At 64.8% G+C, this 22,653-nt stretch carries 18 protein-coding genes and 1 tRNA gene; 7 read left to right on the top strand and 12 right to left on the bottom strand.

The genetic code is table 11. The annotated features are described in order from the left end of the window. Window positions 1-20: 20 nt before the first annotated feature. Together U5N23_RS22560 and U5N23_RS22555 are read right to left on the bottom strand one after the other, a co-directional pair. The gene (locus tag U5N23_RS22560; protein ID WP_322594966.1) at window positions 21-1,274 is read right to left on the bottom strand and encodes a CaiB/BaiF CoA-transferase family protein; all 1,254 of its coding nucleotides are present in this window, start codon (window positions 1,272-1,274) and stop codon (window positions 21-23) included. A 102-nt stretch (window positions 1,275-1,376) separates the two neighbouring features. Then, window positions 1,377-2,576, bottom strand: coding sequence for an acyl-CoA dehydrogenase (locus U5N23_RS22555; RefSeq protein ID WP_322594965.1), 1,200 nt, complete (start codon window positions 2,574-2,576; stop codon window positions 1,377-1,379). 210 nt (window positions 2,577-2,786) lie between these two features. Between U5N23_RS22555 and U5N23_RS22550 the strand changes: the two genes are divergently transcribed. The 3 genes from U5N23_RS22550 (at window position 2,787) to U5N23_RS22540 (ending at window position 4,485) form a co-directional block, all read left to right on the top strand. Continuing rightward, window positions 2,787-3,716: a LysR family transcriptional regulator gene (locus U5N23_RS22550; RefSeq protein WP_322594964.1), complete on the top strand. Its 930-nt coding sequence runs from the start codon at window positions 2,787-2,789 to the stop codon at window positions 3,714-3,716. 222 nt (window positions 3,717-3,938) lie between these two features. Further along, complete coding sequence (locus U5N23_RS22545) at window positions 3,939-4,172, top strand: hypothetical protein (protein WP_322594963.1); 234 nt, start codon at window positions 3,939-3,941, stop codon at window positions 4,170-4,172. Window positions 4,173-4,278: 106 nt separating this feature from the next. Next, window positions 4,279-4,485, top strand: coding sequence for a hypothetical protein (locus tag U5N23_RS22540; protein ID WP_157421847.1), 207 nt, complete (start codon window positions 4,279-4,281; stop codon window positions 4,483-4,485). Window positions 4,486-4,834: 349 nt separating this feature from the next. Here the strand turns inward: U5N23_RS22540 and pcaC are convergent, their stop codons facing one another. Then, window positions 4,835-5,233, bottom strand: a complete 399-nt coding sequence (gene pcaC / locus U5N23_RS22535; protein WP_322594962.1) for a 4-carboxymuconolactone decarboxylase — start codon at window positions 5,231-5,233, stop codon at window positions 4,835-4,837. Window positions 5,234-5,397: 164 nt separating this feature from the next. On the opposite strand from pcaC, the gene U5N23_RS22530 reads away from it, so the two are divergent. Next, entirely contained in the window at window positions 5,398-6,069 is a 672-nt protein-coding gene (locus U5N23_RS22530) for a GntR family transcriptional regulator (RefSeq protein WP_322594961.1), read from the top strand. 14 nt (window positions 6,070-6,083) lie between these two features. Here U5N23_RS22530 and U5N23_RS22525 read toward each other — a convergent pair whose 3' ends face one another. The 7 genes from U5N23_RS22525 to U5N23_RS22495 form a co-directional block, all read right to left on the bottom strand. After that, window positions 6,084-6,308: a hypothetical protein gene (locus tag U5N23_RS22525; RefSeq protein ID WP_322594960.1), complete on the bottom strand. Its 225-nt coding sequence runs from the start codon at window positions 6,306-6,308 to the stop codon at window positions 6,084-6,086. 217 nt (window positions 6,309-6,525) lie between these two features. After that, window positions 6,526-7,221, bottom strand: coding sequence for a SprT family zinc-dependent metalloprotease (locus tag U5N23_RS22520; RefSeq protein ID WP_322594959.1), 696 nt, complete (start codon window positions 7,219-7,221; stop codon window positions 6,526-6,528). Continuing rightward, the gene (locus tag U5N23_RS22515; protein WP_322594958.1) at window positions 7,218-10,517 is read right to left on the bottom strand and encodes a type I restriction endonuclease subunit R; all 3,300 of its coding nucleotides are present in this window, start codon (window positions 10,515-10,517) and stop codon (window positions 7,218-7,220) included. The genes U5N23_RS22520 and U5N23_RS22515 overlap by 4 nt, the downstream gene beginning before the upstream one ends. 295 nt (window positions 10,518-10,812) lie before the next feature. Then, the gene (locus tag U5N23_RS22510; RefSeq protein WP_322594957.1) at window positions 10,813-12,489 is read right to left on the bottom strand and encodes a DNA glycosylase AlkZ-like family protein; all 1,677 of its coding nucleotides are present in this window, start codon (window positions 12,487-12,489) and stop codon (window positions 10,813-10,815) included. After that, window positions 12,486-13,760 (bottom strand): restriction endonuclease subunit S, encoded by a 1,275-nt coding sequence (locus U5N23_RS22505; protein WP_322594956.1) that lies wholly within the window; start codon window positions 13,758-13,760, stop codon window positions 12,486-12,488. Before U5N23_RS22505 ends, U5N23_RS22510 begins: the two co-directional genes overlap by 4 nt. Further along, window positions 13,753-16,212, bottom strand: a complete 2,460-nt coding sequence (locus tag U5N23_RS22500) for a class I SAM-dependent DNA methyltransferase (RefSeq protein WP_322594955.1) — start codon at window positions 16,210-16,212, stop codon at window positions 13,753-13,755. Before U5N23_RS22500 ends, U5N23_RS22505 begins: the two co-directional genes overlap by 8 nt. A 297-nt stretch (window positions 16,213-16,509) precedes the next feature. Continuing rightward, a tRNA-Leu gene (locus tag U5N23_RS22495) sits at window positions 16,510-16,594 on the bottom strand. 41 nt (window positions 16,595-16,635) lie between these two features. Here U5N23_RS22495 and cysM point away from each other — a divergent pair. The 3 genes from cysM (at window position 16,636) to U5N23_RS22480 (ending at window position 18,473) form a co-directional block, all read left to right on the top strand. Further along, window positions 16,636-17,538 (top strand): cysteine synthase CysM, encoded by a 903-nt coding sequence (gene cysM / locus U5N23_RS22490; protein ID WP_322594954.1) that lies wholly within the window; start codon window positions 16,636-16,638, stop codon window positions 17,536-17,538. A gap of 123 nt (window positions 17,539-17,661) precedes the next feature. After that, window positions 17,662-18,228 (top strand): NUDIX hydrolase, encoded by a 567-nt coding sequence (locus U5N23_RS22485; protein WP_322594953.1) that lies wholly within the window; start codon window positions 17,662-17,664, stop codon window positions 18,226-18,228. Between the two features lie 5 nt (window positions 18,229-18,233). Further along, entirely contained in the window at window positions 18,234-18,473 is a 240-nt protein-coding gene (locus tag U5N23_RS22480; protein ID WP_322594952.1) for a sulfurtransferase TusA family protein, read from the top strand. Between the two features lie 123 nt (window positions 18,474-18,596). On the opposite strand, the gene galU is transcribed toward U5N23_RS22480, so the two are convergent. Both galU and U5N23_RS22470 read right to left on the bottom strand, forming a co-directional pair. Next, on the bottom strand, window positions 18,597-19,484 hold the full coding sequence (galU, locus tag U5N23_RS22475; protein ID WP_322594951.1) for a UTP--glucose-1-phosphate uridylyltransferase GalU: 888 nt from the start codon (window positions 19,482-19,484) through the stop codon (window positions 18,597-18,599). Window positions 19,485-19,569: 85 nt separating this feature from the next. After that, complete coding sequence (locus tag U5N23_RS22470) at window positions 19,570-22,551, bottom strand: valine--tRNA ligase (RefSeq protein ID WP_322594950.1); 2,982 nt, start codon at window positions 22,549-22,551, stop codon at window positions 19,570-19,572. Between the last annotated feature and the right edge of the window lie 102 nt (window positions 22,552-22,653).

Genomic DNA, 22,653 nt, shown 5'->3' with positions numbered 1-22,653 from the left:
GGACTGGTGCGGGGTTGGCGCTACAGCACGCCGGCCGCCCGGAGCTGGGCGATGCGCGCTGCATCCAGCCCCAGCTCGGCCAGCACTTCGTCGGTGTGCTGCCCCAGGGCTGGCGGCGCGTTGCGCAGCGTGGGCGGGTTGGCCGACAGGCGCAGCGGGCTGGCCACGCCGGTGATGTGCGCCACGCCGTCGCCCGCCTCGCCATCTTTCCAGCGCGGCAGGGCCACGGCCAGGCCGCGCGCCTTCACCTGCGCATCGTCAAAGGCCTGGGCAATGGTGTTGATGGGGCCGCAGGGCACGGCCTTGTCTTCGAGCAGGGTGATCCACTCGGCCGTGGTGCGCGTGCGGGTGAGCGCCTCCATGGCAGGGATCAGCTCGGCGCGGTGCTTCACGCGCAGGGTGTTGCTGGCAAAGCGCTCGTCGCCGGCCCACTGGGGCTGGCCGGCGGCTGCGCAAAAGCGCGCGAACTGGCCGTCATTGCCGATGGCCAGCAGCATGGCGCCGTCCTGCGTGGGGAAGTCCTGGTAGGGCGCCAGGCTCGGGTGGCTGTTGCCCTGGCGCGTGGGCGCATTGCCCGTGGCCAGAAAACCCGCAGCCTGGTTGGCCAGAATGGCCATGCCCACGTCCAGCAGCGACATGTCGATGTGCTGGCCTTCGCCCGTGCGGTGGCGCACGTTGAGCGCGGCGACGATGGCCGTGCTGGCGTACACGCCAGTGAACAGGTCGGTCAGCGCCACGCCCACGCGCAGCGGGCCGCCGCCGGGCTCGCCATCGGCGCGGCCGGTGATGCTCATCATGCCGGTCATGGCCTGGATCATGAGGTCATAGCCCGCGCGCTCGGCATACGGCCCGTCCTGCCCGAAGCCCGTGACCGAGCAGTAGATGAGGCGCGGGTTCAGTGCGCGCAGGCTGGCATGGTCCAGGCCGTACTGTTTAAGGCCCCCGACCTTGAAGTTCTCGACCACGATATCGCTTTGCAGCGCCATGTCGCGGATCAGTTGCTGCCCCTCGGGCGTGGCCATGTCGATGGTGACAGAGCGCTTGTTGCGGTTGCAGGCCGTGAAGTAGCTGGCCTGCGTGGTGTCGTTGCCCTCAGCATCCTTGAGGAACGGAGGGCCCCAGTGGCGCGTGTCGTCGCCCACGCCGGGGCGCTCCACCTTCACCACGTCGGCGCCCAGGTCCGCCAGGATCTGCGTGCACCACGGGCCCGCCAGCACGCGCGAGAGGTCCAGGACTTTGATGCCATCGAGGGCGCCGACAGAAGGTGTGGTCATAGGATCAGGAACTGCAAATCATGAAAGGACAGACGGCCGCCGCACCATGCAAGGGGCAGCGGCCGTAGAAGGGCAGGGCGCGTTGGCGCGCCCTTGGTGGGCTTAGTTGCTGAAGGCAGCAATACCCGTTTGCGCACGGCCCAGGATCAGTGCGTGCACGTCGTGCGTGCCTTCATAGGTGTTCACCACTTCCAGGTTCACCAGGTGGCGGGCCACGCCGAACTCGTCGCTGATGCCGTTGCCGCCCATCATGTCGCGGGCCAGACGGGCGATGTCCAGCGCCTTGCCGCAGCTGTTGCGCTTGATCAGGGAGGTGGCTTCCACCGCGGCCGTGCCTTCGTCCTTCATGCGGCCCAGGCGCAGGCAGGCCTGCAGGCCGATGGCGATCTCGGTCTGCATGTCGGCCAGCTTCTTCTGGATCAACTGGTTGGCGGCCAGGGGGCGGCCGAACTGCTTGCGGTCCAGCGTGTACTGGCGCGAGGTGTGCCAGCAGAACTCGGCCGCGCCCAGCGCACCCCAGGCAATGCCGTAGCGTGCGCTGTTCAGGCAGGTGAAGGGGCCCTTCAGGCCCTGCACTTCGGGGAAGGCGTTTTCTTCGGGCACGAACACGTCGTCCATCACGATCTCGCCCGTCACGCTGGCGCGCAGGCCCACCTTGCCGTGGATGGCGGGGGCCGTCAGGCCCTTCATGCCCTTTTCCAGCACAAAGCCGCGGATGGGGCCCACGGCGCCGCCTTCGGAGACTTCCTTGGCCCAGACCACGAACACGTCGGCCACGGGGCTGTTGGTGATCCACATCTTGCTGCCCTTGAGCTTGTAGCCACCGTCCACCTTGTAGGCGCGCGTGGCCATGCTGCCGGGGTCGGAGCCATGGTCGGGCTCGGTCAGGCCGAAGCAGCCGATCCACTCGCCGCTGGCCAGCTTGGGCAAATACTTCTGGCGCTGGGCTTCGGTGCCGAATTCATAAATGGGCACCATCACCAGCGAGCTCTGCACGCTGGCCATCGAGCGGTAGCCCGAGTCCACGCGCTCCACCTCGCGAGCGATCAGGCCGTAGGCCACGTAGTTCAGGCCCGGGCCGCCGTATTGCTCGGGGATGGTGGGGCCCAGCAGGCCCACTTCGCCCATCTCGCGGAAGATCGTCGTGTCCATCTTCTCGTGGCGGAAGGCTTCCAGCACGCGCGGTGCCAGCTTGTCCTGGCAGTAGGCCGCAGCCGCGTCGCGCACCATGCGCTCGTCGTCGCTCAGTTGCTGGTCGAGAAGAAAGGGGTCGTCCCAATGGAAGGCGGCGTTTTTGGCCATGGTGCGTGTCTCCGTGAAGAAGCAGATGAAAGAGGGGGCACGGTACGGGGCCGTGCTGCGAATGGGTGCCATCGTAGGCCTGCCTGGGGTTGTCAGCAAGCGAGTTCTTTTCATCCAGAAATGCGTTTTTGGAATGTATGGAATACTGCGCACTTAGTTGGCCAAAGGTCGATTGGGTGCCGATTCGGTGTTTTCAAGTTCCTGTTCAGCATGCGCCGCAATATTCCCTCTACCCAGGCCCTGGCCTGTTTCGAAGTCGCCGCCCGGCACGAGAGCTACACCCGTGCTGCGCAGGAGCTGTCGCTCACGCAAAGCGCCGTGTCGCGCCAGATCCAGGCACTGGAGGAATTTCTGGGCGTGGCGCTGTTCCGACGCACACGCCATGGCGTGGTGCTCACGCCCGCCGGCGCGCACTATGGCCGCCAGGTGGCACGCTGGCTGCAGGGGCTGGAGCGCGACACGCTCGATGTGATGGCCCACCAGGGCCAGGGCGGCACGCTGAGCCTGGCGGCGGTGCCGACCTTTGCCACGCGCTGGTTGATACCGCGCCTGCCGCAACTGGCCCAGCTGCACCCCGACATCGTGGTCCACATCGAGACGCAGACCCGCCCCTTTTTGTTTGCCGACGCCCCGTTCGACGCCGCCCTGTACGCCGGCACGGCCGAGCAGGTGGCCAACTGGCCTGGCATCACCGCCCAGTTGCTCATGCACGAGGACGTGGTGCCCGTGTGCAGCCCGCGCCTGCTGGAGGCCGCCGCCCAGCGCGGCCTGGGCCGCGCTTACCAGCCCGTGGCCCCTGCGGTGCTGACCGAGCTGCCGTTGCTGCAGCAAAGCACGCGCCCCTACGGCTGGCGCCAGTGGTTCGAGGCCATGGGCGTCGATGCGCCGCATGCGCTCGACGGCCCGCGCTACGAGCTGTTCTCCATGCTCGCCTTGGCCGCCACCTGCGGCCTGGGCGTGGCGCTGATCCCGCCCTTGCTCATCGAGGCGGAGCTGGCACGCGGGGAGCTGGTGGTGGCCTGCAACCAGCCGCTGCAGGGCGAGCGCGGCTACTACCTGGTGAGCCCTGCGCATGTGCAGTCGCCGGTTCTGGCAGCGTTTTCGCAATGGCTCCAGGAGGCCGCTCAGGGCAGTGCCTGAGCAAGGGGCTCCCCCGCTTGCGCCTTGCGACGGACAGGTCTACGCTGGTGGCGCGGGCAATGGTGGGATGAGGGCCGCGTCCTCCCTGGTCCTACAGCCCGGTTGGAAAGATGGACGGAACGTATGCGCGGTGCGCGGGTCACACCCGTGTGTGGCTTGGGGGAGGCATCCCCGGGGCCATGCAGGCACCTCATACCTTCACTATTTCATCAAGGAGCCGTCATGACATTGAACGCGAACTACATCCCCGTCTACCATGCCCCCCATTTCGAGCCCACGGTGGACGAACTCGCCGCCCTGAAGCACCTGGAGATGGAGAACATCAGCGTCACCTCGGCGCTCAAGGAGCATGTGTCCGGGCGCTTGTACGAGCACGGCTTCATTGCCAAGAATGCGCATGGCCAGCTGACCATCACCGACACCGGTCGCCACCTGGTGCGCAGGCAGAACAACTGACTGACCCACGGCGCTCGCGGCCTGCCGTCTTGGGCAGGCCCTGCGCACTGCGCCTACACACCGGGGCAGCAGGTCATCGCACAATGGCAACCACAAGGAGGCCATGATGCAAGACCCGCACGAAGAGAACGTTTTCGGTGAGTACGACGGATCGACCTACTCGGCCACGCTGCGCGAGCAGGCGGGCCGGTACTACTGCAGCAACCTGGTGGTGGACGGCCACAACACGCTGGTCACCAACGATGGCTGGGCCAGCCGCGAAGAGGCCATGCAGGCGCTGGACGAAATCGCCTCGGGCGCGCGCAAGCCTTAGGGCCTGTTCACACTAATTTCGGGGTCGCGAAGGCCCTTGCCGGCGTGCCAGTCCAGGCGCGTGACGCAGCGTGTGCATTTGCACACGCAAGGAGCGCAACAACGAGTGGCGCGCCGGCAAGGGCCTTCCCTTCGGGTTGGCCGGCCTGGGGGCCGTCTGCGGCGTTGCCCGCGCTTGCAAGGTGCACACCTTGCTGCACGCGGGCGCCTTGCATCCAGCCCCCAGGCCGGGCAACGCGATCCCCGAAATTAGTGTGAACAGGCCCTAGCCCGCCCGCCCCTCAGGCTCGGTTGCAGAGCCCGTAGGCCCAAGGCGCCACACCCCGGTGTGGTGCCTTTGTTCGTGCCGGTTACTGGTCCATTTCTTTGAAGACCTCCGCCGCCACGCGGAAGGAGTCGATCGCTGCGGGCACGCCGCAGTAGATCGCGGTTTGCAGGAACACCTCCTTGATCTCGTCGCGCGTCACGCCATTGTTGATGGCGCCGCGCACATGCAGCTTGAGCTCGTGCGGGCGGTTCAACGCCGTCAGCATGGCCAGGTTCAGGAACGAGCGCGTCTTGCGTTCCAGCCCCGGCCGGTTCCACACATCGCCCCAGCAGTACTGGGTCACCATCTCCTGCATGTCGATGTTGAAGTCCGTCGCGTTCTGGATGGCGGCATCGACGTAGCCGGCACCCAGCACCTCGCGGCGGGTGGACAGGCCCTGGTCGAACAGGGCAGGGTTCTTGGGGGCGAGGGCTCGGGTCATGAAAACTCCTGGATGGCAAAGGACTGGAAAGCGCAGCGGAAGCTTGTGCTGCAGATTAAATACAATAAGATTGTCAGACAATCATATTATGGCAGCTGGTCTTGGACAAGCGTTGTATGGTTTTCAGACAATCTGTTTGCAGGAAGATCCGCTAGGATGCCGCGATGACCGCCATGCTCCGTGTGCCCCGTGAAGAAACCTCCCTGCGCGAGCGCGCCACCAGCGCGCTGCGCCAGGCCATCCTCGACGGGGTCTTTTCGCCCGGCCAGAAGCTTTCGGAGCGCGAACTGTGCGAAAGCCTGGAGGTCAGCCGCTCTTGCGTGCGCGAATCCCTGCAGCACCTGCAGGCCGAGGGGCTGATCACCATCGTCCCGCACCGCGGGCCGGAGGTGAGCACCATCTCACCCAGTGAGGTGCGCGACATCTACGAAGTGCGCGCCCACCTCGAAAGCCTTGCCGCCCGGGGGTTCGCGCTCAAAGCCCCGCCCGAGCAGGTGCGCGCCCTGCGCGCCAAGCTCAACGAACTGGCCAAACCCGCCCTGGCGCAGGACCGGGCCCGGCTGCTCCAGGCCAAGAACCAGTTCTACGAAATCCTCGTCGACGGCTGCGGCAACCTCGTCGCCGGCCAGATGCTGCGCCAGCTCAACAACCGCGTGACGGTGCTGCGCCGCATCTCCATGGCCCAGCCCGAGCGGCTGCCTTATACGCTGCAGGAGTTGAACGCCATCGTGTCGGCCATCGAGCGCGGCGATGGCGACGCTGCGGCCAAGCTGTCTGCCGCGCATGTGCAGAAGGCGGGGGAGAACGTGCTCCGCAGCATGGAGCACAAGCCGTAGCGGGAGGGGCCGGCCTATTCCCGGGTGAAACGCAGAAGCAGCGAACTGGTCGCAGGCGCGATTACCAATTCGCCCTCGATGAAGCCAAACAGCCGCCCCTCGGGGCCGGCGGAGTAGAGTTCATTGCCGTCGATGCGGTAGAGCAGGTGGTCGCCATCGCGCACATACTCGTCGCCATCGACCACGCCAACCTGTCGCCCGGCCGGGTCGGTCACATTCCATCGGCCTGTATCGAACATGAGTAACCTCCGTTTGCCGTTGTCGCGGCGCCACCGCCGCGTTCAAGTCAAGAAGGGGAAAACGTATCGGGAACCCGCTTTTTTGAAAATATCGTCCAAAAGAAAAGAGACACTACCTTTGCAGAGTGTTAAGGCGGCGTGATCCGCAACAAACCCATCACACTAGGGATCTCTGCAAAAAAATCATCTCAAGGCTTGCAGCGTCGGCCAGCAAATCTCACAAACCTTCGACTTCCATCCCGCGCTCGGCAAGCCACACCTTGCGCCGCTCGTAGTCCGGCATGGCGCGCTCTACACGGCGCCAGAACTCGGAAGTGTGATGTGGCTCGTGAAGGTGAGCCATCTCGTGCACCACAACATACTCTGCAATGCGTGCTGGCAGCAAGATGGTTTTCCAGTGGAAATACAGCAGGCTGCCCTTGCCACATGAACCCCAGCGGTAGCCCAAATCCTGAACGCGTACGCCAGCCGGCTCCACTTCCATTCTGGCCGAAAAGTCCTGCACCTTGCTCATTAGCCAAGGCCGGGCCCGCTCGCAGTACCAGCGGACCAGGTGTTCTCGGCCATCTTGAGCCAGCGCCTTGGGCATCACGAAACGCCCGCTGACCAGCTTTACTGCGGCGTCCGATTCGGGCACCAGGCGCAAGCGGTAGTTGCGGCCCAGGTAGGCGAAGCCCTCGCCATCGGTGAAGACCTTGTGCGGTGGCTCGTTTGCTAGTAACTCCCTGCGTGCCATCTGCTTGTAGATCCACATGCGCTTGCGCTGCACGAAGTCGCGCAGTGCAGCGTCTGGCACCTCGGGCGGTGCTGACAGGATCAGTTCACCACTCCGGTCCACGGTAATCTCCAGCGCGCGCCGCAGGTTGCTGCGCCGCACCTCGAAACGCAGGTCGTTGACGCTCAGCGTGCTCATGCTTTCAGCAGCCGGTCGTGGTTTGCCCGCGCCAGTTCCATCAGCTTGTCGACCAGTGCTTCGATATGAGGCGTCGGCATCAGGCGCGACTTCATCAGGATTTCAAAGATCCGCGTGCCGAGCGCGTCCTGTGCCGGTTGCCGGTTCGGCCGCCAGAAGTTGTCGGTCAGCTCCGACACCATGGTGTCTACCACCTCCACGGACAGGTCGACCAGCTTCTTTTGCTCGGCCTGCGTGATGGCACGGTCGCCAGCCGCAGCATCGACCACCAGCCGCAGGAATGGCCCATACTGCGCGGGCAGGTCCGGCAGGCGCTCATCGTGCACGGCGTGCCCCGTGCGGATCTCGTCTATCAGCACCTGCAAGGCCTTGGTCAGTTCATCCCATTGCTCGCCAAGCTGGTGGAGCAACTCACGCAGGCGCTCACTCAGCTTGCGAAAGGCCACCGGGTCCTGGTCCAGATGCTCCCGGATGTGTGCCCGGATGGCGTGCTCCATCTCCGAAGCCTTGGCCCGGTCGTTGGGCTCGCGAGCCACCTTGTTGCCAAAGTCGGCATCGGTCAGCGAGATGGGCGGGATCTTCGGGTCCACACCCATCGAAACCACATGATCGTCGATCAGCTTGCGCACCTTGGCACCCACATCCTTGCCAAGCACCGGTGTGTCGCGGTAGCGGTTGCGAGCCCGGGCGTAGATGAAGGCAAGCAGCTTGGCATCGGGCGAAAACGGCAGACCCTCGGGGCGCGGCAGCACCACGTCCAGGGTGTCCAGAAAGGCCTTGAGCTTGACCGAGAATTCGGCGCGCAACCGCTCGTTGGCCAGCAACTCGACACAGGCCTCCACGTCGGTCAGATTCTCCACGCCGCAGCTGCGGAACAGGTCCACCACCCGCAGGTGGCGGTCACGCAGCACAGGCACCTCGTCCTTCAGGCTCTGCAACGCGCCGTCGACATCGTCGTCGGCATAGGCGTTCAGCGCCTCCTTCAGGTGGTGGGCCAGCCCGAAGTAGTCCACCACGATGCCGAACTTCTTGCCGTGGCCCGTGCGATTGACCCGCGCAATGGTTTGCAGCAGTTCCGCCTCGCGTATCGGCCGGTCCAGGTACATCACGCCCTCGATCGGCGCGTCAAAGCCCGTGAGCAGCATGGACTTCACGATCAGGAAAGCCAGGGGATCGGCCTTGGCCGGCTCCTTGTGCAGCAGCGGCTGCTTGAAGCGCTTGATGCGCTGCTCCTGTGCTGCGCTATCGGTCCAGTGCTTCCACACCGGGTCATCGTTGTTGCTGCCCGAGATGATGGGTGCAAACTCAATCCGGCCCAGCACCTCGCGGTAGCGCCAGGCCTGCACCTGTGCCTGCACGGCCGGCGGCCGTTGGCAAAGGGTTTCATCGTCCATCGCCTTGTCGTCGGTGCTCAGGGCCCCGGCCTCGGCCAGCAACTCGTCGCGCGCTGCAATAAAGGCGTCCAGGTAGCGCACCGCCGCCAATCGGCTGTAGGCCACCACCTGGGCCTTGAAGCCATTGGGCAAGATGTTGGTGACGTAGTGCCGCAGCATGTCGCGCGCCTTGTCACGAATCATGTCCGGCGCCTCGAAAATCTGGCCCTTGGTGGCGTACTTCTTCTTGATCGCCTCCAGCTCCTCGGCCGTGTGCTCGCGGAACAGGTCCTCGAACAAGTCGTCCATGCTGGCGCCGTCTTTCAGCGCGCCATTGGCCGTGCGGCCCTCGTAGAGGATGGGCACGATGGCACCGTCGGCCTCGGCTTCGCGGATGGTGTAGCGGTCAATGAACTCGCCGAAGATCTCGTGCGTGCGCTTCTTGTCGCCCATCAGGATCGGGGTGCCAGTGAAGCCGATGCGCGCGCAGTTGGGCAGGCCCACCTGCAGTGCCGCCTGCAGATCGCCGGCCTGGCTGCGGTGCGCCTCGTCCACAAGAACCAGGATGTGTTCGTCCGCGTTCAGCACCTCGGAGAGGTAGGCGCCCGGCGACGGCTCGCGTGTGCTGGTTTTGGGGAAATCTTCTGCCTTCAGGCCTGGCTCACCGGCCGCATCGCCGCTGCGTTGCTTCTGGATCATGCCAAACACAATGTCAGGCCCCTGGCGGCGCAGGTGGCGCTTCAGATCCTCGGCCGAGGTAGCGCGCAGGACGTTCTGCCCCGTGAGTGTGGCAGTCGCAGAAAGCTGCTCTTCCAGGTCGGTGCGGTCGGTCACCACCACCACCTTGAAGCGGCGCAAAGCCGGGTCGGTGCGCAGCTTGCGCATCAGGAACACCATGGTCAGGCTCTTGCCCGAACCCTGCGTGTGCCAGACGATGCCGCCGCGCCGGTCGTGTTCGCCGTCTTGTGCCCGGGTCTTGCCGGTGCGCAAGCGCATTGCGGCACGGCCCACGGCGCGGTATTGCTGGTAGCGGCACACCGCCTTCACGGTCATGCCCTCTACCGCCATGAACAGGGTGAAGTGCCGCACCACGTCCAGCAGGTTGGCTGGTCGCAACAAGCCGGCCACCAGTCGCTCCTGCTCTGAGAGCTGTTCTTTGCCCAGTGCCGCAGCCACATCGGCCTCCGTGCCCTGGCCATCGGCGCCCACTACCGTTTTCCAGGCAGCATAGTGGCGAAAGGCGGCACCCACGGTGCCCACACGGGCCTCGTCGAAGCTCGTTGCAATCAGCAACTGGTTGGTGTGGAACAGCGGTTCATTGCCTTCGTTGTCGGCCACCTCGCCGCTGGCGTGGCGCTGGTTGCTGTAGCGGCGCAGTTGGTCCACGGCATCGGCCAGCGGCTCGGGCACACTGGGGCTCTTGCACTCGACCACCACCAGGGGGATGCCGTTCACCAGCAGCACCAGGTCGGGCACGATGAAGGCCTTGCCGCGTGTGTAGCCCGGCAGGCAGTCCACCCGATACTGGCTGACCACCACGAACTCGTTGCGCTCGGGGTGCTCCCAGTCAATGAAATGGATGGTCTGGTTGCGCCCACCGTCCCACCCCGGCAGGCCTTCGACCGTGATGCCGCCCAGCAGCAGTTCGGTGGCGGCGCGGTTGGCCTCCATCAGCCGATGGGCCGGAAGGCGGGTGATGGCGCCCACGGCCTGTGACAGGCGCTCGGCATCGAGCCAGGGCTGGCCGTCGCGCAGGTTCAGCGCGAGGAGCTGGCGGCGCAGCGTCGCCTGATGGATCACCTCGGCAAAGCTGGCCCGGCCCGTGGTGTCCGGGCTGTCCAGGTGGCCGGCCACGTGCTTCCAGCCCAGGGTCTGCAGTTGCTCGACAAAAGGTCGCTCGACCTCGTCCAATTCCCAACCCATATACATCCCCAGGTTCAGTGATCACCAAGGCGCTGCGCGTCGATCAAACAGCCATCAAACAGCCATCAAACAGCCATCAAACAGCCATCAAACAGCATTGACTCATATAAATCAACGGCTTATGTGCAAATCGCCTTGCAGGTGCGCCACCCGTCCAACAGTCCATCCATTTCCCAGTCCAAATGGCGCCCCCGCTTGGGCCGAATGCTGGATGTGCGGGCTTTCACGCGCGGTGCAGGCGTCCATATCCGTCCATATCCGTCCATATCCGTCCATATTCGTGCACCACGGCTATTCAGCCCTGGGCAGGTTCAGCCAGGGTGTAGTAGGCCCCACGGCGCTCGCCATGCTGCACCAGCCGCCCGGCCACCTTCAAACGTTTTAGCAGGTCGCGCGCCTGCGGGGCGGTCAGCCGGCACAGCTCCACAACCTCGCTGCGCCGAATACTGCCGTGTTGCCGTGCATAGTTCAGTACCAGCTGTTCGTGCTGCAAAGCGCTGAAACCTGCCTGCCGTGTGTAGGCCGCCTTGTTGCCGTCTGCCATATACACCCCTGGCGACAGCGTGTAGGTGCGGCCCTTGGTCGCGCCATGCGCCTGCACCAGGCCCGCCTCCAGCAGTGTTTCCAGGGTGCGCTTGGCCTGCGCGATGTCGCGCTGGATGTGCGCGGCAAGGTCTTCGGAGGTCAGCCGCTTCAGCTCTCGCAAGGCCGCCAGTGCGATCAGGCTGTCAATGGGCAGGGCTGTGCCAAGCCGGCCTTCTTCGGCCACCACCAGTTTCAGGAACGCCTCGTCCGCGTCCACCGTGGCCAGCCGCAACACCACGTTCTGCGAATCGGTGCGCCGATAGTCAGGCTCAGGCCTGCCAAAGCGCAGCATGCCTCGGTAAATCTTGTCCACGCCCCGGCCCGAGCGTTCCACCACGCCCACGCGCTTCATGGCATCGGCCAGTGCCCGGTTGCGCGGTCGCGGCTCGGTGGTCAGCAGATTGGCCAGCGTCACTCCGTCCACCAGGCCGCCTGGGTTGCTGATGGTCAGGCCCTCATCGTCCAGGCGCACGTGCACGGCGCCCAGGCGGTGGTAGTCGCGGTGCACCAGCGCGTTGGCCACTGCTTCGCGAAAGGCGCCGAAGTCCACCCGCGGCACAGGCACCCGGAACAGGCCGACCTGAATCTCATGCTCAGGGTTGTAGGGGCGAAAGTTGGTTTCCAGCCAATCGAGCGCCTTGAGCAGCGGGAAGCGGCGGAACTCGTTGAAGCCCACCGCCTCGCGCGCCAGCACCTGAAACGCGAACTCGTGCGTGGGCACCAGGTCGCGCAGCGCCTGTTCACGGCCCACCAGCAGCAGGCCGGTCAGCGTGGGCGCACGCGTGCCATTGGCTTGGCGTGCCGTCAGGCCCAGCGCGCCGTCCAGTGCCTCGTCGTCCAGGTCCAGTAGCACGCGGTCACCGCCATATTGCTGCACGCTCTGGCGCAGGCGCTCGCGCTCCAGGGGGTCCAGATCGGCCAGGGTGGCGCCTGCCACTGGCAGGGCCGACGCATCGGCCAGGCCGAAGTGCGCTGTGCGGCTGGCGCGGTCGTGCGGCAGCATGGGAGCACATTCGGGCGTGCCGTCGTGCTTGATGCGGCGGCGCAGGTAGACGCCGCCGCTGGTGGACACCTCGGCACTGCCCTTGGGCACGGCAATGTGGGCGAGATTCACGCCACCCAGAAAGACCGGCGTGACGGTGACCGCCACGGCCGGCGAGGTGCGTGCAGCCACCAGCCCACCCAGGCCTGCCAGCTGCAAATGTTCGGTGTGCAGGCCGGTCGGCGTGCCGTCGTCTTCCACGCCCAGCCACAGCTCGCCACCTTCGGCATTGGCCAGGCAGACCACTGCCTCCACCAGGTCGGTGTCCGACAGGCGCTTGCGGTCGCTCTTGAATTCGACCGTCAGCGACTCTCGGGCGGGCAGTGAGGGCGGGGTGCTGTTCATGGAGCGGTGTCGATCAGCGAAGTGACGCGGACGCGGCCGGTGAGGAGGTCGTCCATGAGGCCGGATTTCACTGCACTTAGCTGTTTACAAGATTCGAGTTCGAGACGGATGCGTTCATCGTACGCACTCACGAAGTTAAGCATGCAATGCTGCTCATCGAGGCAAGGGGCGGCAATGCTCAATGACATTACGATGTCACTGCTGATTTTGACCATGCTGCCTGAAGTTCCGGATGCCGAAGCTTGGATCTGTCGACGCGCGGCGGGTGCACCCAGAACCAGTTCCAAGAACATCGCCGATGTGCGCGAATTTGGAGTCAGTTTCATCATAAGGTCGGGATAGCAACATGGAGTACCGATGTCGCGGTAGGTGCCGACCATTCCAACAAGCTCTCTTGTATTGGCGCGGCTCATGAGCAAGTCGCCTGGAGCTAGGAAAGCTGGTTTGACTAGGGGATCGCCTGCGGGCGCATCCTTTAACTGGCGTGGTTGAAAACCCGTCGCAGTCAAGCAGCCAAGACCAAGCATCTGGATACCGGTCCATCTGCCGGCTGGCTGAGGTGAGTATCCATTCTTTGGTCTGCCTTCAAGCCAATCTGCGAGCATGCCGGCCTCCCACTCTCTCGGGATCCACCCCAGCGGCGATTCCTTGTAGAGGTGAGGCGCCTCGCTCTGCGGCGGGCGCAATTCGCCGTTGGCGTCGATGCCGCGGGTCAGCAGGTCGTGCAGTAACCCCTGCTTGACCTGCTTGAGCTTTTTGATGATCGCTTCGGTCTGGCGGATTTTACCGTCGAGGGCGTCGAGGACTCGCGCCAGAGCCCGCTGCTCGTCAGCCTCGACAGGCACTGACACGATGAAGTCCCGGAGTTCGCCACGTTTGATGTGCTTCATTGTGCTGCCGTGAGTCCGCTTGTCCATCTCGGCAACGGAAGCCTGCAGCAAGTGAAACAGTAGGTCGCGATCAACGCCCTTTCGCGGGATCACCTTGAAAAGGTGCTGGTTCAACCATGCCGGGCCGCCATTCCATCGTACAACCGCCAGAGTGCCGCTCCAAGAGAAGATCAGATCTCCGTCGGTCAATCTAAAGGTGTCAGACAGCAAACCTTGGTAGCGATCAACGATGCCTTGCGAGCCTGTAATTTGTGCGATTCGGACAATAGGCAAGCCTTCGTTCGACCAGTAACTGTCGGTGAATGCGAAGCCATTGATGTATTCTGCAAGACCATCAAGACTAGTCTGCTTCCATGCTGAAGGCCCCAATTCCTCAGGCATAGCCGAGCTCTTGAAAAAAGTTGCGCAATACTGCGGATGCCGCGTCTCGCTCTCCCTCGATATCGTTCAGTGTCACCCGGTACTTGTCCCACCAATTCTCAAACGCAGCGACCACTTGCTGCCGCTGCGCATTGATATATCGATCCAGGATCATCTGCATATCGTTGTGCAGGATCGCCAGCAACAACGTGGCCGCACAGGCTTCGTCCAGGGCATTGACCGCCGCATTGAGCTGCTGGGCGAAAGTCTGCTCCTTGGCCTTCATCTCCTTTTTCAAAGCGGCGAGCTGCTTCTTCCATTCCTTGAGCTGTGCCTCATCGACCACGGTCTCCTCGTCAGCGGGCTCTGATTCATCGCCATCCTCGCCATTCGTCTTGTCCGGCGTTGCCGCCTTGATCTGACCGTCCAGCGCAGCCTTGCGTGCTTCAAGATCGGCCAACGCCTCGACAAACTCCGCCATCAGAAACTTCACCAGCTTGTGGTCCAGCGGGTTGTCCTTGGCCTTTTCGTCGTCCAGCGCGGTGAGGATGCTGGTGCGCCAGGCATCTACCACGCCATGGGCGCCGCGCGCCATCAAGGTCATGAACTCGTACTTGGCATCGTCCCAGAAGCCGGCCACGATGCCGCGCACCTGAAACCGCCCGAGCACCCCTACCGGCTCCAGCGCGGCGGCGAAGCTGTGCAGCATGTCATTGCGCAGGCCCACCAAGCCCGATGCACCCGCCAGCGCGGTGATGCGCGGGCTGTGTTCCATCCACCAGGCATCAAAGGCGTCCCGCACGGCCTGCTCGCGGGCCATGAGGCCGGGGTTGGCCTCGACTGCGGGCTTGATGGCCTGCCGCTGGTCCAGCTCGGCGCGGAAGTCGAAGTAGTGGGCATCGCGCTCTGCAAATATTGCCAGCGGGTCCAGGCCGTGTGCGGCGAACAATGCGGCCTTGGCTTGCACTTCGGCCTTGGGCACGCCGCCCAACAGGTGGGCGCGCACGTCGTGGGGTTCGGGCGGTGGCGCGTTGTCGGCGTAGCGGCGGATGTTGAGGTTGAAGTCGTTCTCGCGCAGCGTGGCGGTCGAGACGATGGCGGAAAAGCCCGGCACCTCGGCAAACGAATCGAAGGTGTTGACGATCTTCTCGATGTGCTCGGGAAGCAGGTGGTTTTGCGCCCGGCCCTCGAAGTATTCGCGGTCGGCGTTGATGAACAGCACCTTGCCCTGGCGCTCGGCCGGTTTGCCGCTGGCGTTGCCCTGGCGCTGGCGCATCACCAGCACGCAGCCGGGGATGCCGGTGCCGTAGAACAGGTTGGCGGGCAGGCCAATCACGGCTTCCAGCAGGTCGGCCTCGATCATGGCGGAGCGAATGGCCCGTTCTTCACCGCCTCGGAACAGCACGCCGTGCGGCATCACGGTGGCCAGCATGCCGCCCTCGCGCAGCACAGCCACCATGTGTTGTAGGAACATCAGGTCGGCCTTCTTGCTGCCCAGCGGTACCTCGCCATATTTGAACCGCTCGGCGCGGAACTTGGGCGCCCAGGTGGACTGGCCCGTGCGGTCGCTGTCGGTGCTGCCCCAGTTGATGGAAAACGGCGGGTTCGACAGCACCCTGTCAAAGCGCATCAGTTCGCGATCTTCCACATGCTGCGGTTCGGCCAGGGTGTCTTCGTTGCGCAGGTCGGCCGTGCTGATGCCGTGCAGCAGCATGTTCATCTTGGCGATGGACCAGACGGTGCCGTTGGCCTCCTGCCCGCACAGGTCGGCCCGGCGCCCGTCGCCACCGTGTTCGTCGATGTATTCCTTGGCCAGGATCAGCATGCCACCCGAGCCTACGCAAGGGTCGTAGATGCTGTGCCGCTGCTCGGGCTTGACCAGCCGCACCATCATGCGCACCACCGAGCGCGGGGTGTAGAACTCTCCGCCCTTCTTGCCGGCCGAATCAGCGAACTCGCCGATCAGGTACTCGTAGGCGGCGCCCAGCAGGTCCGGGAACTCGAAATCCTCGTTGCGCAGGCGGTAGGTGCTGAAGTGGCTGATGAGCTGGCGCAGCTTGATGTCAGGTATCTTGCTTTGACCCACTTTGCGCGAAAAGTCGATGTGCTCCAGTACCTCACTCAGACTGGAGTTGTTGCTTTCCAGGCCACCCAGTGCCCGGTTCAGAAAGCCGCCAACATCGACATGCGCGTCGTTGACCAGATACTGCCAACGGGAATCAGGGGGTACATAAAACGACTGGCCGTACCAGCGCCGGGTTTCGGAGCTCATGATGGCGTCCACCTGGCTGCTTCCGGCCGCTGTCTCCTGGGCGATGACTTCCTCGCGGCGCTGGTCGAAGACATCGGAGCAGCGTTTGAGGAACAGCATGCCAAAGATGTATTCCTTGAACTCCGAGGCATCCATCTTGCCGCGCAAGATGTCTGCAGCTTTGAAAAGGTGGCGTTCTAACTGGGGAAGGGTGAGGGGCATCGTGGGGCTTGTCGGAAGTTCTGGCGCTTCAAATTTCGAAGGCAAAAACCATGTGCTGGCAATAGGTTACCTTACACGGTCGCCCTAGCGGCCATGCTTTTGGGGCCGCCTGAGTGGAGCTACAGTTTCTGGCTTCTTGTGCGTGCTGCCTGCCCTGTCCGTCGCACCGGTGTCGAGCCATTGAGGTGCTTCGTGCAGGTCATGGAAGCCTGCTTATATGGGACAGGGCAAAGAAAAACCCGCTTCACCTAGGAGATGTAGCGGGTTGGATTCATCTGGATGCATGGGTGCATTCGATGGTGCCCGGGGCCGGAATCGAACCGGCACGCCTTGCGGCGGGGGATTTTGAGTCCCCTGCGTCTACCAATTTCACCACCCGGGCAGGGAATTCGTGAAGACTCAAATTATGGCACAGTAGGGCGCATGAAATATCCGACGATTGAAGACGCGATTGGCAAGACGCCGCTGGTGGCGCTGCAGCGCATTGGGGCGGCAGACAACACCGCGCGGGGCAACGTGATCCTGGGCAAGCTCGAAGGCAACAACCCCGCGGGCTCGGTGAAAGACCGGCCGGCGCTGTCGATGATCCGCCGCGCCGAAGAGCGCGGCGACATCCGCCCGGGCGACACGCTGATCGAGGCGACCTCGGGCAACACCGGCATCGCGCTGGCCATGGCGGCGGCGATCAAGGGCTATCGCATGGTGCTGGTGATGCCTGAAGACCTGTCGGTCGAACGTGCCCAGACCATGAAGGCCTTTGGTGCGGACCTGGTGCTCACGCCCAAGAGCGGCGGCATGGAGCATGCGCGCGACCTGGCCGAGGCCATGCAAAAGCGGGGCGAGGGCAAGGTGCTCGACCAGTTCGCCAATGCCGACAACCCGCGCATCCACTACGAGACCACGGGCCCCGAGCTGTGGGAGCAGACGGATGGGCGCATCACCCACTTCGTGAGCGCCATGGGCACCACGGGCACGATCACGGGCGTGTCGCGCTTCCTCAAGGAAAAGAACCCTGGCATCCAGATCATCGGCGCCCAGCCGCAGGAGGGCTCGCGCATCCCCGGCATCCGCAAGTGGCCGCAGGAGTACCTGCCCAAGATCTTCGACCCGCGCGCCGTGGACGAAACCGTGAACGTGAGCCAGGACGATGCCGAGGACATGGCCCGGCGCCTGGCGCGCGAAGAGGGCATCTTCGGCGGCATCTCGGCGGCCGGGGCCTGCTGGGCGGCGCTGCAGCTGTCGCAGCGCGTGAGCAACGCGACCATCGTCTTCGTGGTCTGCGACCGGGGCGACCGGTATCTCTCCACCGGCGTGTTCCCCGCGTGACGGCGCTGGCCGGCCACCGCTGCTACGCTGTGGTGGCGCGGCCCGCTGGCCCGCACGATGAACCAATCCATGCAACAGCCCGCCCACATCCGGGGCGGGTGATGCTATAAAATCCAGAGCAACATGCAGTACGAACCCCGCCATTGCACCCACTGCGGCACGCCGCTGGCCCTCATCACCGTGGCCGAAGACGGCGGCGACAAGCAGCGCCTGCGCTGCCCGGCCTGCGGCTGGACGCACTGGAACAACCCCACGCCGGTGCTCGCCGCCATCGTGGAGGTCAACGGCCAGGTGCTGCTGGCGCGCAATGCAGCCTGGCCGGGCAAGATGTTCGCGCTGATCACCGGCTTCATGGAGGCGGGTGAATCGCCGCAGGAAGGCATCGCGCGCGAGGTCAAGGAAGAGACGAACCTCGACGTGACCGCCACCACGCTGGTGGGGGCGTACGAGTTCCTGCGCATGAACCAGGTCATCATTGCCTACCATGTGGTGGCCCATGGCGAGGTGAAGCTCTCGCCCGAGCTGGTGGACTACCGGATGTACGATCTGGCAGACCTCAAGTGCTGGCCCGCCGGCACCGGCTATGCGTTGGCCGACTGGTTGCGCACGCGCGGGCACGAGCCGGTGTTCTTCACCGCCGAAGAAAATGCAGAGCGACGCCGCGGCCTGGACCTGCCGCCAAAGGACTGACGACCATGGACATCCACAAAGAAATCGACACGCGCGGGCTGAACTGCCCCCTGCCCATCCTCAAGGCCAAGAAGGCGCTGGCGGACCTGGCCAGCGGCCAGTTGCTCAAGGTCGTGTCCACCGACGTGGGCTCGGTGCGCGACTTCCAGGCGTTTGCCAAGCAGACCGGCAATGAGCTGGTGGAGCAGACGAGCGAAGGGGCAGACGAGGCGAAAGAGTTCATCCACGTCCTGCGCCGCAGGTAACACCGATGGTCTGGATGGAGCGAGGAAAGTTCTCGCTCCACAGCAAAAAGTCCTCCAGCTGTGCTTGCAGCAGGAGGACTTTTTTGTGCGTCGGCCGCACCCGGTGCGACATGGGGATGTGCCTTACAGGCTCAGCCCCTTGAGGTATTCACGGAAGTGGGCGCCCACCTGCGGGTGCTGCAGTGCGAGTTCCACCGTGGCTTCGAGAAAGCCTTCCTTGCTGCCGCAGTCGTAGCGCTTGCCTTCGTACTGGAAGGCGTACACGGCCTCGTGCTGCATCAGGCGGGCGATACCGTCGGTGAGCTGGATCTCGCCGCCCACGCCGCGCGGCTGGTTGCGGATCTCGTCGAACACGCCGGGCGTGAGGATGTAGCGGCCGGCCACGCCCATGCGCGAGGGGGCCACGTCGGCCTTGGGCTTTTCGACGATGCGGTCGATGCGGATCAGCGGGCCCCCGGCGGATTCACCGGCCACGATGCCATACTTGTGCACCTGGTCCTCGGGCACCTCCTGCACGGCGATGACCGAGCGGCCCTGCTGGCGGAAGGCCGCGGCCATTTGCGCCAGCACCGGCTGTCCGCCCTTGGGGCCGACCATCAGATCGTCGGCGAGCAACACGGCGAACGGCTCCTTGCCCACCAGGGGCTCGGCGCACAGCACGGCATGGCCCAGACCCAGCGAGCGGGGCTGGCGCACGAAGGCGCAGTCCATGTCGTCGGGCTGCACCGAGCGCACCAGGGCCAGCAGCTCCTGCTTGCCGGCGGCTTCGAGTTCGCTTTCAAGCTCGTAGGCGGTGTCGAAGTGGTCCTCGATGGCGCGCTTGCTGCGCCCCGTCACGAAGATCATGTGGCGGATGCCGGCAGCATAGGCCTCTTCCACGGCGTACTGGATCAGCGGCTTGTCCACCACGGGCAGCATCTCCTTGGGGGATGCCTTGGTGGCGGGCAGAAAGCGCGTGCCCAGACCGGCAACGGGAAAAACGGCTTTGCGGATGGCGGATGCAGCGGTCATGGGGCTCCTTGCAGGAAAGGGAAATAGAAAGAGGGCAGGGCCCGGCACGGAGCCGGGCGCATCTGCCCTCAGTATCGCGGGATTTTTACCCCAGGCGTGTAAGCTGATCGCGCAATCGGCCCAGCGTGGCAGTGAAGTCGGCGATGCGCTTCTTGGCCTCGTCGATCACCGCGGGCGGTGCCTTGGCCACAAAGGCCTCATTGCCGAGCTTGGCGTTGGCCTTGGCCAATTCACCCTCCAGGCGGGCGATTTCCTTGGAAATACGGGCCTTCTCGGCTTCGACGTCGATCTCCATGTGCAGGCACATGCGCGCCTCGCCCACCACAGCCACGGGGGCGGCCTGTGCGGCGGCGGCCCAGGCGGCCTCGTCGTCGAACACCTTGACTTCGCTGAGCTTGGCCAGTGACTGCAGCACCGGTGCCACACCGCGCATGAAGTCCGTATCGCCCACGGTGTACAGGGGCAGGCGCGTCGATGGCGAGACGTTCATCTCGCCGCGCAGGGTGCGGCAGGCGTCCACCAGGCCTTTGACGCGCTGCATGTGCGCAATGGCGGCTTCGTCGATCTTGCTCGGCTGCGCCTCGGGGTAGCGGGCGATGCTGACCGAGTCGCCTTGCAGGCCGGCCACCGGCGCCACCGTCTGCCACAGGGCTTCGGTGATGAACGGGATGATCGGGTGCGCCAGGCGCAGGATGGCTTCGAGCGTGCGGATCAGCGTGCGGCGCGTGGCGCGCTGCTCGGCCTCGGTGCCGGTCTGGATCTGCACCTTGGCGATCTCCAGGTACCAGTCGCAGAACTCGTTCCAGACGAAGTCATAGATCGTGTTGGCCACGTTGTCCAGGCGGAACTCGGCAAAGCCCTTGGCCACCTCGGCCTCGGTCTTCTGCAGCAGCGACGCAATCCAGCGGTCGGCCTGGCTGAACTGCATGTAGCCGTGGGCCGGGCCGCCGGGCTGGCACTCTTCCTTGGTGTGCTCTTTGAGGCCGCAGTCCTGGCCCTCGCAGTTCATCAGCACGAAGCGGCTGGCGTTCCAGAGCTTGTTGCAGAAGTTGCGGTAGCCCTCGCAGCGCTTGCTGTCGAAGTTGATGCTGCGGCCCAGGCTGGCCAGCGCCGCAAAGGTGAAGCGCAGCGCGTCGGCGCCGTAGGCCGGGATGCCCTCGGGGAACTCCTTTTGCGTGTTCTTGCGCACCGTGGGCGCGGTCTCGGGCTTGCGCAGGCCGGTGGTGCGCTTGTCCAACAGCGGGTCGAGCGCGATGCCGTCGATCAGGTCCACCGGGTCGAGCACATTGCCCTCGGACTTGCTCATCTTCTTGCCCTGCGCGTCGCGCACCAGGCCGTGGATGTACACGTGCTTGAACGGCACGCGGCCCGTGAAGTGCGTGGTCATCATGATCATCCGGGCGACCCAGAAGAAGATGATGTCGTAGCCCGTCACCAGCACGCTGCTGGGCAGGTACAGGTTGTAGTCGTCGGTCGGGCCGTCGCCCGTTCCGCCGCCGGGCCGCCCCAAGGCGGAATGCGCCCCCTCGGGGGGCAGCGAGGACACGCCAGTGCCGAGCGTGGGGGCTACGATGTCAGGCCAGCCCATGGTGCTGAACGGCACCAGGGCCGAGGAGTACCAGGTATCGAGCACATCCTCGTCGCGGCGCAGCGTCTTGCCCGGGGCCTTGGCCTGGGCTTCGGCTTCGTTGCGGGCCACGATCACGTTGCCGTCTTCGTCGTACCAGGCCGGGATCTGGTGGCCCCACCACAGCTGGCGGCTGATGCACCAGTCCTGGATGTTGTTCATCCACTGGTTGTAGGTGTTCACCCAGTTCTCGGGCACGAACTCCACTTGGCCGGTGGCCACGGCGTCGATGGCCTTCTGCGCAATGCTCTTGCCCGTGGGGTCCTTGTCGCTCACCTTGCTCATGGCCACGAACCACTGGTCCGTCAGCATGGGCTCGACCACCTGGCCGGTGCGCGTGCAGATGGGCACCATGAGCTTGTGCTTCTTGGTCTCCACCAGCGCGCCCGAGGCTTCCAGGTCGGCCACGATGGCCTTGCGCGCCACGAAGCGGTCCAGGCCGCGGTACTTTTCAGGAGCGTTGTCGTTGACGGTGGCCTGCAGCGTCAGCACCACGATCATCGGCAACTGGTGGCGCTGGCCCACGGCATAGTCGTTCGGGTCGTGCGCAGGCGTGACCTTGACCACGCCGGTGCCGAACTCCTTGTCCACATAATCGTCGGCAATGATGGGGATCTCGCGGCCCACCAGGGGCAGCACCACGTTCTTGCCGATCAGGTGGGTGTAGCGCGCATCCTCGGGGTGCACCATCAGCGCCACGTCGCCCAGCATGGTTTCAGGGCGGGTGGTGGCCACGGTGAGGCTGCCCGAACCGTCGGCCAGCGGGTAGGCGATGTGCCACAGCGAGCCGTCCTTCTCTTCGCTCTCGACTTCCAGGTCGGACACGGCGGACTGCAGCTTGGGGTCCCAGTTCACCAGGCGCTTGCCACGGTAGATCAGGCCCTGCTCGTACAGCTTCACGAAGGTATCGGTCACCACCTTGGAGAGCTTGTCGTCCATGGTGAAGTACTCGCGGCTCCAGTCCACGCTGTCGCCCATGCGGCGCATCTGCGTGGTGATGGTGTTGCCGCTCTGTTCCTTCCACTCCCAGACCTTGGCGACGAAGTTCTTGCGCGCCTCGGGCGGGGTCGGGCCCATATCGTGGCGGCTGATGCCCTGCTCCTGCAGCTGGCGCTCCACCACGATCTGCGTGGCGATGCCGGCGTGGTCGGTGCCGGGCACCCAGACCGTATTGAAGCCGCGCATGCGGTGGTAGCGCGTGAGGCTGTCCATGATCGTCTGGTTGAACGCATGGCCCATGTGCAGCGTGCCGGTCACATTGGGTGGTGGCAGCTGGATGGAAAAGGCCGGTTCGCCCGCCTGCGCCGTGCCGGTGCCCCGAAAGCCCGCTACACCGTAGCCACGGCGTTCCCATTCGGGGCCCCAATGGGCCTCCAGGGCGGCGGGTTCAAAGGACTTGGAAAGGCTGTCGAGGCCGGTTTGTTGCAGGGGCGAGCTCATGGGTGGGGCAGGTGGTGGAGGCGGCCCGGTAGGCCCGCCTTCCGCTTTCGAGAGGGTGGACCGGGCATTTTAAGTCAGCTGTGGGCCGGGGCCGGCAGGCGC

Source organism: Acidovorax sp., assembly GCF_034519795.1.
Taxonomy (GTDB): Bacteria; Pseudomonadota; Gammaproteobacteria; order Burkholderiales; family Burkholderiaceae_C; genus Acidovorax.
Note: the sequence above shows the minus strand (reverse complement) of the source record. Positions and strands in the feature narration are given on the sequence as shown.